The sequence below is a fragment of the Streptomyces sp. NPDC016845 genome (assembly GCF_044332585.1).
In the GTDB taxonomy this organism is placed as follows: Bacteria; Actinomycetota; Actinomycetes; order Streptomycetales; family Streptomycetaceae; genus Streptomyces.
Genome location: NZ_JBIRPI010000034.1, coordinates 13,543 through 29,458, shown reverse-complemented (window position 1 = coordinate 29,458; position 15,916 = coordinate 13,543). Strand labels below are relative to the sequence as shown.

The 15,916-nt window shown below is 68.7% G+C and carries 10 protein-coding genes and 1 pseudogene; 6 read left to right on the top strand and 5 right to left on the bottom strand.

The genetic code is table 11. The features are described from left to right. The first annotated feature begins 141 nt into the window (after positions 1-141). Together ACH4RC_RS39400 and ACH4RC_RS39395 are read left to right on the top strand one after the other, a co-directional pair. Positions 142-1,647 carry an ATP-binding protein gene (locus tag ACH4RC_RS39400; RefSeq protein ID WP_398209391.1) on the top strand — a complete coding sequence of 502 codons (1,506 nt, stop codon included), beginning with the start codon at positions 142-144 and terminating at the stop codon, positions 1,645-1,647. A gap of 11 nt (positions 1,648-1,658) precedes the next feature. Continuing rightward, the gene (locus tag ACH4RC_RS39395; RefSeq protein ID WP_398209390.1) at positions 1,659-2,243 is read left to right on the top strand and encodes a hypothetical protein; all 585 of its coding nucleotides are present in this window, start codon (positions 1,659-1,661) and stop codon (positions 2,241-2,243) included. Between the two features lie 365 nt (positions 2,244-2,608). Here ACH4RC_RS39395 and ACH4RC_RS39390 read toward each other — a convergent pair whose 3' ends face one another. Continuing rightward, complete coding sequence (locus ACH4RC_RS39390; RefSeq protein WP_398209388.1) at positions 2,609-3,601, bottom strand: LacI family DNA-binding transcriptional regulator; 993 nt, start codon at positions 3,599-3,601, stop codon at positions 2,609-2,611. A gap of 321 nt (positions 3,602-3,922) precedes the next feature. On the opposite strand from ACH4RC_RS39390, the gene ACH4RC_RS39385 reads away from it, so the two are divergent. The 4 genes from ACH4RC_RS39385 (at position 3,923) to ACH4RC_RS39370 (ending at position 8,718) form a co-directional block, all read left to right on the top strand. Then, positions 3,923-5,632, top strand: a complete 1,710-nt coding sequence (locus tag ACH4RC_RS39385; protein ID WP_398209387.1) for a discoidin domain-containing protein — start codon at positions 3,923-3,925, stop codon at positions 5,630-5,632. Positions 5,633-5,779: 147 nt separating this feature from the next. Continuing rightward, the gene (locus ACH4RC_RS39380; RefSeq protein WP_398209385.1) at positions 5,780-7,120 is read left to right on the top strand and encodes a DUF1996 domain-containing protein; all 1,341 of its coding nucleotides are present in this window, start codon (positions 5,780-5,782) and stop codon (positions 7,118-7,120) included. Then, complete coding sequence (locus ACH4RC_RS39375; RefSeq protein ID WP_398209384.1) at positions 7,096-7,722, top strand: DUF305 domain-containing protein; 627 nt, start codon at positions 7,096-7,098, stop codon at positions 7,720-7,722. Before ACH4RC_RS39380 ends, ACH4RC_RS39375 begins: the two co-directional genes overlap by 25 nt. A 486-nt stretch (positions 7,723-8,208) precedes the next feature. Next, positions 8,209-8,718 (top strand): transposase, encoded by a 510-nt coding sequence (locus ACH4RC_RS39370; protein ID WP_398209383.1) that lies wholly within the window; start codon positions 8,209-8,211, stop codon positions 8,716-8,718. 399 nt (positions 8,719-9,117) lie between these two features. Here ACH4RC_RS39370 and ACH4RC_RS39365 read toward each other — a convergent pair whose 3' ends face one another. The 4 genes and pseudogenes from ACH4RC_RS39365 to ACH4RC_RS39350 form a co-directional block, all read right to left on the bottom strand. Next, the gene (locus ACH4RC_RS39365) at positions 9,118-9,702 is read right to left on the bottom strand and encodes a GNAT family N-acetyltransferase (RefSeq protein ID WP_398209382.1); all 585 of its coding nucleotides are present in this window, start codon (positions 9,700-9,702) and stop codon (positions 9,118-9,120) included. A gap of 232 nt (positions 9,703-9,934) precedes the next feature. After that, positions 9,935-10,513: a hypothetical protein gene (locus tag ACH4RC_RS39360; RefSeq protein ID WP_398209381.1), complete on the bottom strand. Its 579-nt coding sequence runs from the start codon at positions 10,511-10,513 to the stop codon at positions 9,935-9,937. A gap of 589 nt (positions 10,514-11,102) precedes the next feature. After that, positions 11,103-11,306, bottom strand: a complete 204-nt coding sequence (locus ACH4RC_RS39355) for a hypothetical protein (RefSeq protein WP_398209379.1) — start codon at positions 11,304-11,306, stop codon at positions 11,103-11,105. A 570-nt stretch (positions 11,307-11,876) separates the two neighbouring features. Next, positions 11,877-15,233: pseudogene (locus tag ACH4RC_RS39350) on the bottom strand (RHS repeat-associated core domain-containing protein). Between the last annotated feature and the right edge of the window lie 683 nt (positions 15,234-15,916).

Genomic DNA, 15,916 nt, shown 5'->3' with positions numbered 1-15,916 from the left:
GCACAGACCTCCGCGCGTGCGCGAAGAACCGAGCGGGCACGGAAGGCGGAACGCCTGCACGAGTCCGGCACGGCCGAAGAAGCCCCCGCCGCCATACGGGGAGCCGGCTCCCCGCGATCGCTCCGGGCGGCCCTGACGCGCATGGCGCTCCCCCTGCGCGGCCTGCGCCCCCGCCTGCTGGCGGCCTTCGTCCTGGTGGCCATGGCCAGCGCACTGGGCACCGGGGCCCTCGCCTTCCGCGAGGCGCGCACGGGGGTGCTCCAGCAGAGCCAGGACTCCGTCATCCGCCAGTTCCGTACGAGCGTCGACGCCATCGCTCCCTACCTCCCCTTCGACCCGGACCGATCGGAACTCCAGTCCGCGGTGAACCAGGTGCTGTACGCCAACCGGTCGTCGGGATGGCGGGTCATGGCCACGTACCGCGGCGTGAGCGCCGCTACGCCGCACGCCGACTTCGACGTACTGAGCACCGAACTGCGCCGGTCCGTACGAGACCGACGTGCCACGGTGTTCCAGCGGGTGAACGTCGACGGGCACCCCCAGCTCATCGTCGGCATGCCCATCACGGACACCTCGGGCGAGGGCACGGAACCCAGGCTCTCCGGGATCGTGATGTACCTGGAGGTTCCACAGAACAGCGAAGAGGCGTACATCGAGGCCATGGTGAGCGGCATCGAGCGGGGCACCCTGGTGGCCCTGGGCCTCGCCGTCATCCTGGCGCTGCTCGCCGCGAGCGGCGTACTGCGCCCCGTACGGGCGCTGCGCCGGGCGACGCGCCGAATGGCCGCGGGGTACCTGGACGTCCGGCTGACCGTGAGAGGTTCCGACGAACTGGCCGACCTCTCCCGGACCTTCAACGACACGGCTGCCGAACTGGAGCGGACCGTCGGGGAGTTGCGCCGTCTGGAGGCCCAGGCACGACGCTTCGTGGCGGACGTCTCCCATGAACTGCGCACGCCGGTGGCGGCGATGTCAGCGGTCACCGACGTGCTGGACGAAAGCGCGCTGCGTCAGGAGGGGGAAACCGGTGACGCGCTGCGCCTCGTCAGCGAAGGAACGGCCCGGCTGAGTGAACTGGTGAACGCCTTGATGGAGATCTCCCGCTTCGACGCGGGGGCGGCCGAACTCAACCAGGACGAGATCGACCTGGCGGAGTCCGTACAGCGCACCCTCGCCTCGCGGGGGTGGCAGGGGCAGGTGGAGACCCGGCTGCCCGGGCCGGGTGTGCTCCGCACGCGCGTCGATCCGCGCAGACTTGACGTGGTGACGGCCAATCTGGTCGGCAACGCGCTGCGGCACGGGGCGCCGCCCGTGCGGCTGACCATGGAAGTGCGAGAGGAGGCGGCGGACGTGGCGTGGGCCGTCATCAAGGTGATCGACAACGGACCAGGAATCGCCGAGGAGGCCCTGCCGCACATCTTCGAGCGGTTCTACAAGGCGAGTACCTCACGGACGAGGAGCGAGAGCAGCGGGCTCGGCCTGGCCATCACGGCGGAGAACGTGCGCCTGCACGAGGGGCGCATCCGGGCGGCGAACCTGCCCCGGGGAGGCGCGGTTTTCACGGTCGAACTCCCCCTGCGTCACGACGACACCGACACCCACGCCGATGCCGATGCCGATGCCGATGCCGACGGGGGTGCTCTGTGAGGGGCTCGCGGGTGGCAGCTCTGTTGTCGGGACTCACGGCCGCGGTCACGCTCACCGCATGCGGAGTGCCCCCGTCCGGAGTCATCGAGGCCGGCGAACCGGCGAGCGGCCTGTTCTCCCCCACCTCGGAACCCTCGGCACCCGCCACCGTCTCCCTCTTCTTCCTGCGTGACGGGGAGCTGACCGCCTACCCTCGCCGGATCGGCGACGCCGGGGACGTCGAGGCTGTCGTACGTCTGCTGTTCGAGGGACCGACCGCGAGCGAGACCGCGACGGCCACCACGGAGCTGCCCCGCCTGACAGGTGCGCCGCAGGTGGCTACCGGCGGCGCAGGCGCTCTCTCCGTGCAGCTCCCCGGTGTCGCGGCTCCGCTGAAGCGCCAGGCCATGCTCCAGCTCGCGTGCACGGTGGCGCGTGTGGCTCCGGCGCTCGCCGTCGCTGTCCCCCGCGCGACCGGGGAAGCCGACAGGGAGGCCATGCCCAGTTCCTCCGCGCACCCCGACATCCATGTGCTCGGGGACGGATGGACGATGACGCAGTCGGACTACGCGTGTCCCGTCGCATCCCCGGCGCGGGAGCAGCCGGAACACTACTGAGCAGCATCGGGCCGCAGCCGTCCGGAGACATTCGACCGGCAGGACCAGGCGCCCGTCGGCCGCCTCGGGTTGCGGCAGCACAGCGCCTTGCGCAGTCTGGCCGCGTCGATGCGGCCCTGGTTGAGCGCTGTCCATCAGCCGTCAAGTGGTGCTCAGGACCATCGGTATTTTGTGCTGCCTCTCACTGACACAGCCATGTGTCCGACTCACAACCTGCACACCTATGCCGGCGGCAGTGTTCTGGTCACCTGCGTGCGTCCGCATGCGCACGTCGCCCACGATCACCTCACCGGCAGTCTCGACCCGCACGACAACGCCCCAAAGCCCTGGCGTATCGGGGTGCCGCGTGATGAACGCCCCTTCGATCAGCTGGACTCGCGGACCACGAGTTCGTTCGGCATGATCACCGGCTTCCTGGGGCCGCCCTCGATGAGCGCAAGCAGCAGGCGCACCGTCGCGGTGGCCTGGTCTGCCATGGAACTGCGCACCGAGGTGAGCGCGGGAGTGGTGTATGCGGCGGCCTCGATGTCGTCGAACCCGACCACGGCCACGTCGTCAGGGACCCGGCGGCCCGCCTGATGCAGGGTGCGCAGCGCCCCGATGGCCATGAGGTCGTTGGCCGCGAACACCGCGTCGACGTCCGGGTCGTCCTCCAGGAGTTGCCGCATGGCCTCCGCGCCCGACACCCGCGTGAAGTCGCCCAGCCCGACGATCGAGCGGCGGCCGGTGCCCCGCAGGGTCGCGCGGTACCCCTCGAGCCGTTCGCGGGACTCGTACAGGTCCAGCGGCCCGGTGATCGTGGCGATCCGGCGTCTGCCCCGCTCAAGGAGGTGCCGTACGGCCAGTTCCGCACCGCCCGCGTTGTCCAGCGCCACGTACGGGACGTCCGTCGCGGCGGTGCGGTTGAAGGACGCGACGGGCAGGCCCATGCGGGCGAGCGCGGCCGGCAGGGGATCGGCGCCGTGCAGGGCGACGAGCATCACGCCGTCCACGTGGCCCCCTGCCACGTAGCGCTCCACCCGGGTCCGGCTCTCGTCGGACTCGGCGAGGATCAGCACCACGCGTCTGCCGACGGCCTCCAACTCCCGGCTGACGGTGCGCACCACGGTGGAGAACAGCGGGTCGTCGGAGACCACGCCCTTGGGCGGGTCGGAGACGACCACGGCCACGGCGTCCGTGCGGCGGGTGACCAGGTTGCGGGCGGCGGCGTTCGGCACGTAGCCGAGCTCCCGCACCGCCTGCATGACAACGTCCCGGATCTCCGGCGCGACGGTGGTCTCTCCGTTGACGACCCGGGAGACGCTCGACTTGGACACGCCGGCCCGGGCGGCGACCACCGCGAGCGTGGGTCGTTTCATCGCCTTCCGATCACCGGTGCCCGGTCGTCGAGTCCAGGGAGCGTTCTCCTCCCAGGATGACCTTGGCCCGAACCGCCTGTCAACGACTCCTCCCCTGCATCTGGTTGTTGGTTCCGCGCCTCAACCGGCCCATCCCCGGCGGCGGTCGGCGGTGCCGAGCGCGCCACCGCAGTGGATCTCAGGAACCGTTCCCTGGGACGCGGCACCTACGTCGGGGGTATTACGGGCCTGTTGCCGAAAGCCTTGACAGGTCACTGACAGCGGCCCATTCTCACCCCCCAGGGAGCGCTCCCTCACCCTTCCCCCATTGAGGAGTCGCCCGTGCATCCCCTGCTCCGCCGGTTCTGCCTACCCGCCCTGGTCGCGGCCGTCCTGCTCACCCTCGTCAGCCTGCCCGCGCCCCGCGCCCACGCCGCCGAGACCCTGCTGTCGCAGGGCCGGCCCGTCGTCGCGTCGAGCACCGAGGACCCGTTCACCGCGCCGGGAGCCGTCGACGGCAACCCGGCGACACGCTGGTCCAGCGCCTTCTCCGACCCGCAGTGGATCAGGGTCGACCTCGGGGCCCCGGCCCAGATCAGCCGTGTCACCCTCCAGTGGGAGGCCGCGTACGGCAAAGCCTTCCGCATCCAGGTGTCGGACGACGCCGCGACCTGGTCCACCGTCCACGAGACGGCCGCCGGCACCGGCGGCACCCAGAACCTGACCCTCACGGCCACCGGCCGCTACGTCCGCATGTACGGCACCCAGCGCGGCACCCAATACGGCTTCTCCCTCTGGGAGTTCCAGGTGTACGGCACAGCCGGCACCGGCGGGGACACCCTGCTGTCGTACGGGAAGACCGGCGCGGCCTCCTCGTCGCAGACCGACGGCAACTGCTGGGAGTGCACACCGGCCCGGGCCTTCGACCGCGACCCGGCCTCCCGATGGGCGACCAGCCCCACCACCGGCTGGACCGACCCCGGCTGGATCTCCGTCGACCTGGGCGCGACCGCGCAGATCAACAGGGTCGTCCTGCAGTGGGACCCCGCCTACGCCAAGTCCTTCCAGATCCAGGTCTCGCCCAACGGCACCGAATGGACGCCGGTCTACTCGACCACGTCCGGCACCGGCTTCAAACAGACCCTGGCCGTCTCCGGCACGGGGCGCTACGTCCGCATGTACGGCACCGAACGCGCCACCCCGTACGGCTACTCCCTCTGGGAGTTCCAGGTGTACGGCACCGGAGGCGCCCCTGTCCCGGCGCCGCCACTTCCGCCGGACCCGGCGCAGCCGCCGCGGCTGGTGTGGAGCGACGACTTCGACGGAGCCGCCGGCAACAAGCCCGACCCGGCGAAGTGGCGCGCCGACCCCGGCACCGGCCAGAACGGCGAGCTGCAGTACTACACCGACCACCAGAACGCGGCGCTCGACGGCGGCGGCCACCTCGTCATGGAGGCACGCAAGGAAGCCAGCCCCGGCCGCGCCTGCCCGCCCGACCCGCTGACCGGCAGCACCACCTGCCAGTACACCTCGGCCCGCATGAACACCGGCGCCACCTTCCAGTTCACCTACGGACGCGTCGAGGCCCGCATCAAGGTGCCCAAGGGCAACGGGCTGTGGCCCGCCTTCTGGATGATGGGCGGCGACTTCCTCACCGGCCGTCCGTGGCCGTACAACGGCGAGGTCGACATCATGGAGATCCTCGGCAAGGACGTGAAGACCGCCTACTCGACCGTGCACGCCCCCGCCTACAACGGTGGCGGCGGGATCGGCTCGCCGTACCGGCTGCCCTCGGGCGCCGACTACTCAGACGACTTCCACACCTGGGCCGCCGACTGGAACAGCAAGGGCATCGTCTTCAGCCTCGACGGGCGCACGGTGTTCACCCTGGACAAGGACGAGGTCGAGCGCACGCGCGGCCCCTGGATCTTCGACCACCCGCACTACATGATCCTCAACCTCGCGGTCGGCGGCGACTGGCCCGGCCCGACCGACGCGTCGACGCCGTTCCCGTCCCGGCTGCTCGTCGACTACGTGCGCGTCTACCAGTAGGGCCGACCAGCACCGGCCCCCTTGCCGGATCCGGCCCGGACACCTCGGTTCCGGGCCGGACCGCAGCCGCACCACGTCCCATCCCTCCGATGAGGAAGTGACATGCACAGACACCCCTTACGCCTCCGACCCTTACGCCTCCATCCCTTGTTGATCGGTGCCCTGGCGATCGCCCTGGCCGCCGCCCTCGGCATCACCCTCGGCGCCCCCGCAGCGCGGGCCGCCGCCGTCACCGTCCAGGCCGAGTCCTACGCGGCGCAGTCCGGCGTCACCCTGGAGACGACCGCCGACATGGGCGGCGGGCAGAACGCCGCCTACCTCGCCGACGGCGACTGGATGCGCTTCGACCAGGTCGACCTCGGGCCCGCCGGCCGTCTGACGGTGTCGGCGCGCATCGCCGCCGCCACGGGCAGCGGGTCCGTCGAACTGCGCACCGGATCCCTGACCGGCCCCCTGCTCGCCGTGGTCCAGACCGGCCCCACCGGGGGCTGGCAGACCTGGGCGACGCGCAGCGCCGACGTCACCACCCACCCGACCGGCGCCCAGAGCGTGTTCGCGGTGCTGCGCAGCACCACACCCGGCGACTTCGTCAACATCAACTGGTTCTCGTTCGTCAGCGGCGGCGACGAGCCCGCGCCGGGCTGGGTCGACGTCGACCAGACCAAGTGGCAGGCCCAGCTGACCCAGTTCCGGGCGATGACTCCGGCGCCGGTGCCCGCCAACTCCGTGCGCGTCCCCGAGTTCAACGCCACCTGCACCTACAGCCACTCCAAGCCGGACGACCCGATCGTCGCCCCGGGCCTGCCCGGCGCCTCCCACATGCACAGCTTCTTCGGCAACAAGAGCACCGACGCGTTCACCACCACCCAGAGCCTGCTGGGCAACACGGGCACGACCTGCACACCCGCCAAGGACCTCTCGGCGTACTGGATCCCCACGCTCTACGAGCGCGGCAAGGCGGTCGAACCCGACGGGATGATCGTCTATTACGGGTCGCGGCTGCCCGACCCCACAGCGACCGTGCCCTTCCCGCAAGGCTTCCGCATGATCGCGGGCAACGCCAAGTTGCAGGCGGCCACCCCGGCCGGCTCACCCAACCAGTTCTGGTGCGCCGGAGCCGGCGGCGAGACCGGCCGCAGCGCCGACGGCAACTGGCCGCTGTGCGCACCCACCGCCAAGCTGGTGTACCAGCTGGTCTTCCCGGACTGCTGGGACGGCAAGCACCTCGACAGCCCGGACCACAAGTCGCACGTCGCCTTCACCTATGACGGCAAGTGCAGCGGCGCCTACCCGGTCGCCATCCCCTCGGTGTCGTTCGTCATCGGCTACCCGACCAGCGGCAGCGCCGACGGGTTCAGCCTCGCGTCCGGCATGGCCTCGTCCATCCACGGCGACTTCTTCAACGCCTGGGACAACGCGGCCCTCGGGCAACGCGTGAAGGACTGCATCGTGCAGAGCGCCAAGTGCAACTCCGCCGGAACGTTCTGACCCGGCGGACGGCGGCCGCCCTGCTCCTGGGCCTGACGGTCGCCGGCTGCGCCTCGCAGCCGGCGGCCGACAGGCCCGCGCCCGCCGCCTTCAACGCCACCGACACGGCATGGATCCAGTTGATGATCCCCATGGACGAACGGGCCTCGCTGCTCATCGACCTGACGCCCACCCGCGCCGGTCGCCCGGCCCTGGCCGGCTGGGCCGAGGAGGCGGGAAGGAGATTGAAGAACGAACTCGTCGATCTGCGTGAGCTGTTGGAGGCCTCGGGTGTTCCCGACAGCCGCCCCCACGAGGGGCACAACATGCCGGACATGGTCACGCTCGACACGGTGCGCAGGGCGAAAACGGTGACGGGGGAAAGCTTCGACCGCCTCTTCACGGAGAGTCTGCGGGCCCACCTGGTCCAGGTCCGCATGCTGTGCGCGAGTGAACGCACGTCAGGAAGCGCCCAGCGGGCGAAGGACCTCGCCACCGTCATCGAAAGGAGCGTGGCTCAGCAGATCACCCGGCTCGACGCCCTGCCGATGACGGCCGCCGGTGCCGGCCACCACCGGCTGGGAGGAAGCGGTCCCGTCCCGCGCCGTCCCGCACGAATATGAAGAACCCGGTCATCCGCGCCAGCCCCTTGTCGCCGAACATCGTCTTCAGGCCGGCGGCGGACTGGGCGGCGGACGCCTCACTGCTGGGGACGGCCATCTGCCGCAGTGCCTGCTCGCGCTGGGGGCCGTCACCGTAGTGGCCGGGGGTCAACAAGAGGGCGGGGGGCCGGCATCGCCCGTCGACGGTGAGGTGGTTCTGGGTGGTGAGGCCGCCGCGAGAGCACCCCAGGCTCTCGCCGATGCCGCCACCTCCTCCACCCGGGCGGCCAGTTTCCGCAGGACCGGATCGAGATGGTTCGTCCCGGCGCGGGGCCCCCTTTGAGCAACCGCGGCGGGCGCCGCCTTCCTCGCGCCGGCGACATGCTGATGCGCACGCACTGAGTGGACGTCAAGTCCGATTTTCCTCTGTTCGTGATCGCTCCTCGATCGTGTGACTGATCGCTGCGCGGGCTCCACGTTCGGCATGGACATGCTGTGGTTCGGGTCATGGGCAGAGAGCCGTACCCCAGCGACTTATCGGACGAGCGGTGGGCGTTGATCGAGCCGATGATCACGGCCTGGAAGCAGGACCGGGTGGCACGGTCGGCGACCGGAGATCCCGGATCCTGTGACCTTCGGGAGGTCGTGAGCGCGATCTTCTATCAGAACCGGACGAGCTGTCAGTGGCGCAAACTGCCGCATGATCTGCAGTCCTGGTCGGCGGTGTTCTACTACTTCGGCCTGTGGCGCGAGGACGGGCTCGACCCGCGGATCCAGGAACTCCTGCGCTGCCAGGTGCGGGAGAACGCCCGCCGATTAGAGGACCCGTCCCTCGTGATCACCGATACCCAGCAGGTCAACGGGGCTCTGCTGCCGCACCGGCGACTGGCCCGCCAGTGCGACCACCGGCCCGACACCTCCGTCTCGCGCGTCTACCAGGCCTCCACCACGAACATGGCCCGCCGTCTGACCGCGCCGGGCGCGGCCTGGCGCGACGACCTCGGGCCGGCCGCGTGAACGTCACCGAACTCCTCGTCGGCCTCCGGGCCCAACACACGGCGGCCACCATCCGGGCCCAGGGAGATCCAGGAGCAGAGCGACCATCTCACCACCGCCTTGGCCGAGGCCGAGACCCCCGACTCACGGAGCTGGACATCGCCCGGAAAGTCATCGCGGAAACCGCCCCGGCAGCAACCGAACCCGACCCGCCCCAGACCGAGACAAGCACCGCCTACCAGGCCATCGTGAACGCCTTCAACCAGCACCCGGGCCAGGCATTCCGGGCCCGTGATCTGCACGAACTCCTCGACATGCCCACCGACGAGGCATTCGTCGACATCACTCGAAGCCGCCTCGCACGCCTTCTCCGGCAAGGCTTCCTCACCCAACCCGGACGAGGCCGCTACCAGAACGGACTTAACGTCGCACTTCACGGGCTGCAATCGGCACAGCCGACGGCCGCCACTCCCGCCTGAGCAATCCGAACACCCACGAGTCGGATACCTCGCCGTTCACCACGCAGTCTTCCCGCAACGTCCCTTCCCGCACGAAACCGATCTTCTCCAGGACCCGGGCAGATGCCACGTTGCGCGTGTCGGCCTCGGCCTGAACTCGATTCAGGTCCAGTGCGTCGAACGCCCACTCCAGCACGGCGTGCGCGGCCTCCGTCGCAAAGCCCTGGCCCCACATCGCGTCATCGAGGACGTAGCCCAAAGACGCACTGCGGTAGTCCGGGTCCCATCCGGTCAGACCGCACCAGCCGACGAAGGCCCCGTCAGAAGCACGGTCGATGGCCACCCGCGCCCCGGTGCCCTCGTCCGCCATCTTCCGGCACACTGCGATGAAACGCTCGGCATGGGCATGTTCGGTCCAGGGCGGGGTGTCCCAGTAGCGCATCACGTAGGTGCTGCTATGCAGCGCGAAGAGAAGGTCCGCGTCAGTGTCGGCGAAGGGCCGCAGTCGCAGGCGCGCGGTGTGCAGTACGGGGGTGGGCAAAGTCATGCGCCCCATCTTGTGTCCTCATGGGGCGGGCAGAACACCGAATATCCGACCCGGGCCCAGCTCCCAAGCAACTGGAAACGGGCTTAACGCCCGCACCCCCGGGGAGTCCCGGGCGACCGGCACACCCGAATGGGACACGGCCTTGATGAGACACCCCTGGGAGGTCACAGAACGCCAGCCAGGGCGCGCTCAACCACTTCCACGGCTGAGAAACCGTACAGGCGTCCTGCACTCAGGGGGAGTCACCCGGTGACGACGTGCGAAGTGTGTCGCTGATTCCCAGATCGGCACGCATAGCCCCCCGCATCGCATTCCAACGCTCCCAGAGCCAGCTCAGGTAGGCCTCGATCTCTTCGAAGGATCCGTCCGGTTCCGGGTGGCCCTCTTCAAGATTCTTCGTCCTGCGGTAGCTCTGTCCGAGAGCGATAGCCAGCTCATCCAGATAGCTCAGGACCGATGCGGAAGCGATCATCTGGGCCTCGGCGAAAGCCGCGTGATGCGCTTGCCGCGCTGCTTCAAGTTCCTGGCTGGCCGCCTCGTCCACCTGGCCACGGTGAACGAAGTACAGGAAGTTCATCAACTGAACTCGGTACCTGCGAAACGCGGCGTTCGTGTCCACGTAGCAAGTGCGCCGTTGCTCCAGCCCCACACGCTCCTGCTCGCGCCGCCATTGCGTTCGGTCCGCTTGCTGCTGCCTCTCGAAGTCCGCCTCCAGGGATCGCGCTTGAGAACGCTGGGAGAGAACCGGAGCCAACAGCGTGCCCATCACACCGCACACCGCAACAACTAAAGCAATCATCGCACTACTCATGTTTCCCCCTGATCTCCCCCGGCGTGGCAACCGCCCTCTCGCCGAAGCCGCCCAGGGCTGCCCGCCCTGCCCCGACTCACGGACTGGAGAACCCAAGAATGGCCCACGGCATGGACAACCCGCGAGGCTGAGCGTTTCCCAACCTCAAATCGAGCAGGTAAGAGCAGGCAAATCGCAGTGTGATCCAGCACCGCGCAGGTTGGTAGAGGCTTTACTGGGTCGGTGCCTCGGCCGTACGGCGACATGTGGGGGTCCTATAAAGGAATGACCCATCCGGATCCGATGTCGCGCGCGGTCGCGGCTCGCAGACATGCCGCCGGGATGGACTACGCGGTTCTGCTGTCCGCGCGGGAGCGACCGCTGGCCCTCGTCGAAAGATGGCCGCGCGGGATGTGGTGTGCGTATCTGTTCGACGACAGGTCTTGGCGCATGCGGATGATCGACCTCAAGCCGCACAGCACGGGGACGTTGTCGGCTCACCGGAACACCCGATGCCGATCGCTTGCCAGTGAACCTTGACCGACGACGGTTGGCGTCACGAAAGCGTGAAAGCGCTGGTCAGCGGTCCGCCCCGGTGCCGGTGATGTGATCAGGAGTAGAAACCTCGGCCGTACTGTTCCCGGTCCAGGTGGAAGTCGTCCGGGCGGTCGCGGCGAAGTTCCTCGTACCGCTGCGCGAAGACATCGAGCGCCTGGTGAAGCGTGCAGCCCAACGCTTCGCGGATCGTCATGAGCGCGAAGATGATCCGGTGCTCGAAGATGTCGCGGTCCACGCTCTCGGGCAGCTGTTCCATGAAGCCGTGAGCCTACCGGAGCTGGACGATGCACCTTCGGCTGGCAACGGTCAAGGTTCAGGGCCCTGGGACATCAGGGCCGTGCCAGGATGCGAACTCGCAAGAGCGCGAAGGACGCGAGACCCCACATGCTCCTCTTGAGCTGTCGGTGAGCGTCACGCCGGAGGGTGACGGCGTCGAGGTCCTGACGGAGGAAGCCGGCGAAAACCTTCCCCAGGGGGACCCCAAGGTCTACGTCGCTGTCGCACTGACCTGGTCGCGGCCGGGCAAGGGACCGGTTCCGTGCAGTCCTCGCTCAGGTCCTCGCCTACGGACGTGTGTCCTGAGCAATGAGCACGACGGGTGTCCTTCCTGACGCAGGGCGCGCAACGCCGCGTTGCGCGCCCTGGCAATCAGGGAGTGTGTCCGATCAGAGGAGCGGGTCCAGTCAGCGCTTTCTTCGGACCAAGCCGACGATCATGATGACAGCGAGAACTCCAGCCACGACTGCGAATGCGATACCGAACCACGGAGGGCCGTCCGGTCCCCCGCCCGGTGCCGCCCACTGCGTTGCGCTCATCTGTCGCTCCTTCAGAAAGTGTGCCGGATCTTGGCTGAGCAGCCGGGCTTGGAGCTGTAGCTCGTACTGGCTCCGGCAGCGGTCTCACCCTGCGTGCTCACCGACGCCCGGTAGTTGCCGGCCTCGCACCCGATCTCTCCTGTCGTGCCCGAGGAAGCATCTGACGCGCTTGCCTCGTAGCCGCCGCTCACCCCCGGGGTACCGGCCCCGATGGCCACGCTCGGATGCAGCGCGCCGTCGTCGTTCTGGCTGATCCCCAGTTCCACGCAGCCACCGAACATGCACACTTCACCCGTGAGGCTCTGCGAGGCGAGGCCCGAAGGGTCGATGCGGTTGACGGGGTCGCCTGCGGCGTAGAGGTAGGGATTCTGTTCCTGGCCGGAGGGGTCGGGCTGGGTGAAGCGGCCGATGTTGGGGTCGTAGTAGCGGGCTTCGTAGTGGTAGAGGCCGGTGGTGTCGTGATAGCCGCCCGCGAACTGGTAGGGCTGGGCGACTTTCTCGCTGGTCAGGGTGGTGCGGGTGACACCGCGGGGGCTGTAGGCGTATGCGTTGACCTTCTCGCCGGACTCGTCGGTCACGCCGATGACGGAGCCGATGGCGTCGGTGAGGTAGTAGTACGCCTTGCCGCTGCGGGTCATGGAGTTCAACGTGCCCCCGGGCTCGCGAACGAATCCCGTGTCCACGCCCCCGGTTGAGGCTCCGGCCAGACCGATGGGCCCATTGTGGAAGTAGGTGTCACCGAGGCGTATGCGTTCGCTCTGGTCGGTGGAACCGTACTGGCCGGTGTAGCTCTTGCCGCCGACCGTCACCGCCGTGAGCTGGCTGTGGTCCGTCCAGGACTCGTTGGTGCGGGTGCCCTCGGGAGTTGAGGCGCCGGCGGCCTCGTTGCCCACCTTGTCGTAGGACCAGTTCGTCGACGAGCCGTCCTTGGAGGTGATCTGCTGTGCGTCGTTGACGGTGTAGGTGGTGCCGCGCGGGCAGCCGGAGGTGACGCCCTGGCTGGTGAGGTTGCCGGCAAGGTCGTAGCAGTACTGCCAGGCCTCGTTCAGCGTCGAGCCCTTGTTCTCCGCCGCGTAGGAGAAACGGCCGGCTCCGTCGTAGGTGTAGGTCGTCTTCGTACCTGCGGTGTTGTCGGTCTTCGTACGGATCTTCTCGCCGTCCGTCTTGGCGTCCGTACCGTAGCCGTAGGTGTAGGCGAGGTCGACCAGGGTGCCCTTGGAGCTGGTGGTCTTCACCGTCTTCGGGCGCATCGAGTTGTCCAGCGTGAACGTCTGCGTGGTGCCGCCCGGGTACTTGGTCACCGTCCGCTTGTCATTGCGGTTGTACTCGAACGTCGTCACCCGCCCCTGCGGGTCCTTGAGTTCGGAGAGGGTGTTGACCTCGTTCCAGGTGTAGTCGGTCTTGCCGGCCGGGTCCTGGTAGAAGTCCACGTTCCCGGCCGGGGTGTAGGCCAGGAGGGTCTGCGAGCCGTCCTGGAGCGTGCGGACCGTCTCACGCTGCAGCGGGTCGAAGGCGTACTGCACGGTGCCGGTGGAGTCGTCGCGCTGGCGCAGGTTGCCGTCGCCGTCGTACCAGTAGCGGATTGTGTCGTTGGTGGTGGAGACGGTCTTGATGCGGTCCAGGTTGTCGTAGACGAACACTTTCTTGATGCCGCGGCCGTCGGTGACGGTCTCCGTGCGGCCCAGGCTGTCGTAGGTGTACGTCGTCGCCCCCAGCGGGGACGGCGGCGTCGCCTTGATGAGGTTGCCCTCGCCGTCGTAGGTGAAGGACGTCTTCACCGTCTTCGACGACGTCATACTCGTTTCCTGAGCGCAGCGCTGGCCTTCGAAGCCGCCGCAGGTGGGGGTGGCGGGGTTGTAGGTGTAGGAGACGTTGCCGCCGCCGGTGCCGGTCTGCGCGACCGACTTGGTGTTGCCGGCGGTGTCGTAGGTGAACTGGGTCTTCTCGCCGTCGGCGTTGGTGGAGTCCTTGGGCACGTCGCCGCCGGCGATGGTCTGCCAGCTGTTGCGGGCTATTCCGCCGGTCGGCTTGGTCGCGGTCTCCGGATTGTTGCGGGTGTTGAAGTGGTACGTGGTGACGTTCCCGGCGGTGGAGCCGGAGCCCATGGCGTCGGTGGCGGTCTCGATGTTGTGGTTAGCGTCGAACTTCGAGGACCGGTTGCGGCCGAGCGCGTCGGTGACGTCGGTGACCTGGCCGTCCCCGTCGTGCTTGTAGGTCGTCGCGTGCTGCTCGGGGTCGGTGACCTTCGTCGTCCCGGCGGCCGTCGGGCTGGAGGCGGTGTAGCTGTAGGTCCAGGTCGGGCCGGTGTGGCCGGAACCGTTGAAGTCGGTGGCGCGCAGCATGGAGGTGACGCGGTTGGCGTCGTCGTAGGTGAAGACGGTGACGCGGCCCTCGGCTGTGGTGATTTTGGTGATGCGGCCGGAGGTGTCGTGGCCGAAGGTGGTGGTCTTGCCCTCGGCGTCGGTGGTGCTGGCCAGGTTGCCGTCCGCGTCGAGGTCGAAGACGGCGGTGCGGCCGGAGTTGTCCTTGGCCTGCCACTGCGAGTCGTCTGTCTTTACCAGGTCGATCCAGCGCCCCGAGCGGGTCTCGGTGAGCTTGAAGCCCTCGTGCTCGCTGCCCTCGTCGTGCTGGGTGACGGTGATGGTGCCCTTGTTGCGGTCGGTGACCCTGGTCAGGGTGCCGTTCGCGTCGTAGGTGTCCTTGGAACCCGACTTCCAGTTGGTGACGGTGTAGGTGCCGTCCGCGTTCTTCTTCAGGTCTTTGGATTACCCGGCCGGGGTCTTGAACGTGCCGTCGCTGTTCTTGGTGAAGCGCACCGTGTCGCCGGAAGCGTCGTACAGTTCGACCTCGTTGTCGAAGAACTGCAGGTAGCGCTCGTACTGCTGCCACCAGCGCTGGGAGACCTTGCCCCACGGCGCGTCGAGGCTGTTGTAGGTGCGGGCCAGGGTCAGGTCCTGGCCGACGCCCGCGATGGAGAAGTCGGTGGCCGCGAGCATCAGGTTGCCGGTCGAGAAGTCGATCCGGGCGGTCAGCGCGTCCGTGATCGCGAAGTCGCTGATCCGGTGCCACGGCACCGCGCCCTGCCCCTCGGGCACATACGTCAACAGCTCTGGCGCTGCGGTGCGGGCCGCGGCCGGACTACCGGTCTGTGCCCGCCGCTTCTGCGCCGCGCGCCAGGCCGCGACCTCCGCCGACGGAGCACGCTCGGCCTGCGACGGGGCCGGCCGGTTCGAGCCGACCTGCACGTCCGGCATGGCGAACGACGGGGCGTCCTTGCCCCATGCCGAGGTCGGCTTGTCCGCGGCGGCCGCGCCGGTGGCCGCGGGCAGCAGCGACACGGTCAGCGCGCCGGACGCGAGCACCGCCAGGGCGGCCGTCCGGGATCTGTTCCGGGCGCGCGAAAACCGCGCACCTTTGGTGCGTTGCATCAAGACTTCCCCCCACAGGAAGACACCTCTCGTTGACCCCAGTGGCCACGAGGAGCACACACGTTCACACAAAAACCTCACAGAACAGCGCGTGCTGCCCCCGAAGTCCTTCTTCATACGGGCCGGAACTAGCCCCTCCGCCGCACCCGGACATAAATGGACGAACAGAGCGCTTTCCGGACTTCGTTCGGTGCTTTTCCGTGCGTCACGCGCACACGGCGGGCAGGAGGATGACGGAAATCCGACGAGGAGGTCCACCAGCGGGCAGGTACCGGACCGCGATGCTCTTGTTCACGTCGCCCCAGAAGACGATGGTTTCGCGCGAACGGCTGTAATACACAGGCATCACTCCGAGTTTCACCGCACCACCGCGGCGAACGTCAACGACGTCACTCCGACCCTCGCCCTGGTCGACGGCGTCCCGCCGGTGGCCGGGCCTCCCGGCCGACCATGACGCCGCCCCGGTTCGCTGCTCCGGGACAAGGGATACGACTTCAACCCCCACCGCGAGAAGGTCTCTCACGCAAGGCGCGGGGCGCGGGGCACGGGGCACGGGGCGCGGGGCATGCCTCAGGCCGACCGACCTGCGCTTGGGGATGACCCATGAGGATTCGTTCCGCCCT

What these genes read in the sequence shown, in the direction of transcription:
- ACH4RC_RS39355 (WP_398209379.1), bottom strand. Translation starts at nt 11,306, where the DNA reads ATGGAACAGCTGCCCGAGAGCGTGGACCGCGACATCTTCGAGCACCGG.
- ACH4RC_RS39360 (WP_398209381.1), bottom strand. Translation starts at nt 10,513, where the DNA reads ATGAGTAGTGCGATGATTGCTTTAGTTGTTGCGGTGTGCGGTGTGATG.
- ACH4RC_RS39390 (WP_398209388.1), bottom strand. Translation starts at nt 3,601, where the DNA reads ATGAAACGACCCACGCTCGCGGTGGTCGCCGCCCGGGCCGGCGTGTCC.
- ACH4RC_RS39400 (WP_398209391.1), top strand. Translation starts at nt 142, where the DNA reads ATGGCGCTCCCCCTGCGCGGCCTGCGCCCCCGCCTGCTGGCGGCCTTC.
- ACH4RC_RS39365 (WP_398209382.1), bottom strand. Translation starts at nt 9,702, where the DNA reads ATGACTTTGCCCACCCCCGTACTGCACACCGCGCGCCTGCGACTGCGG.
- ACH4RC_RS39370 (WP_398209383.1), top strand. Translation starts at nt 8,209, where the DNA reads ATGGGCAGAGAGCCGTACCCCAGCGACTTATCGGACGAGCGGTGGGCG.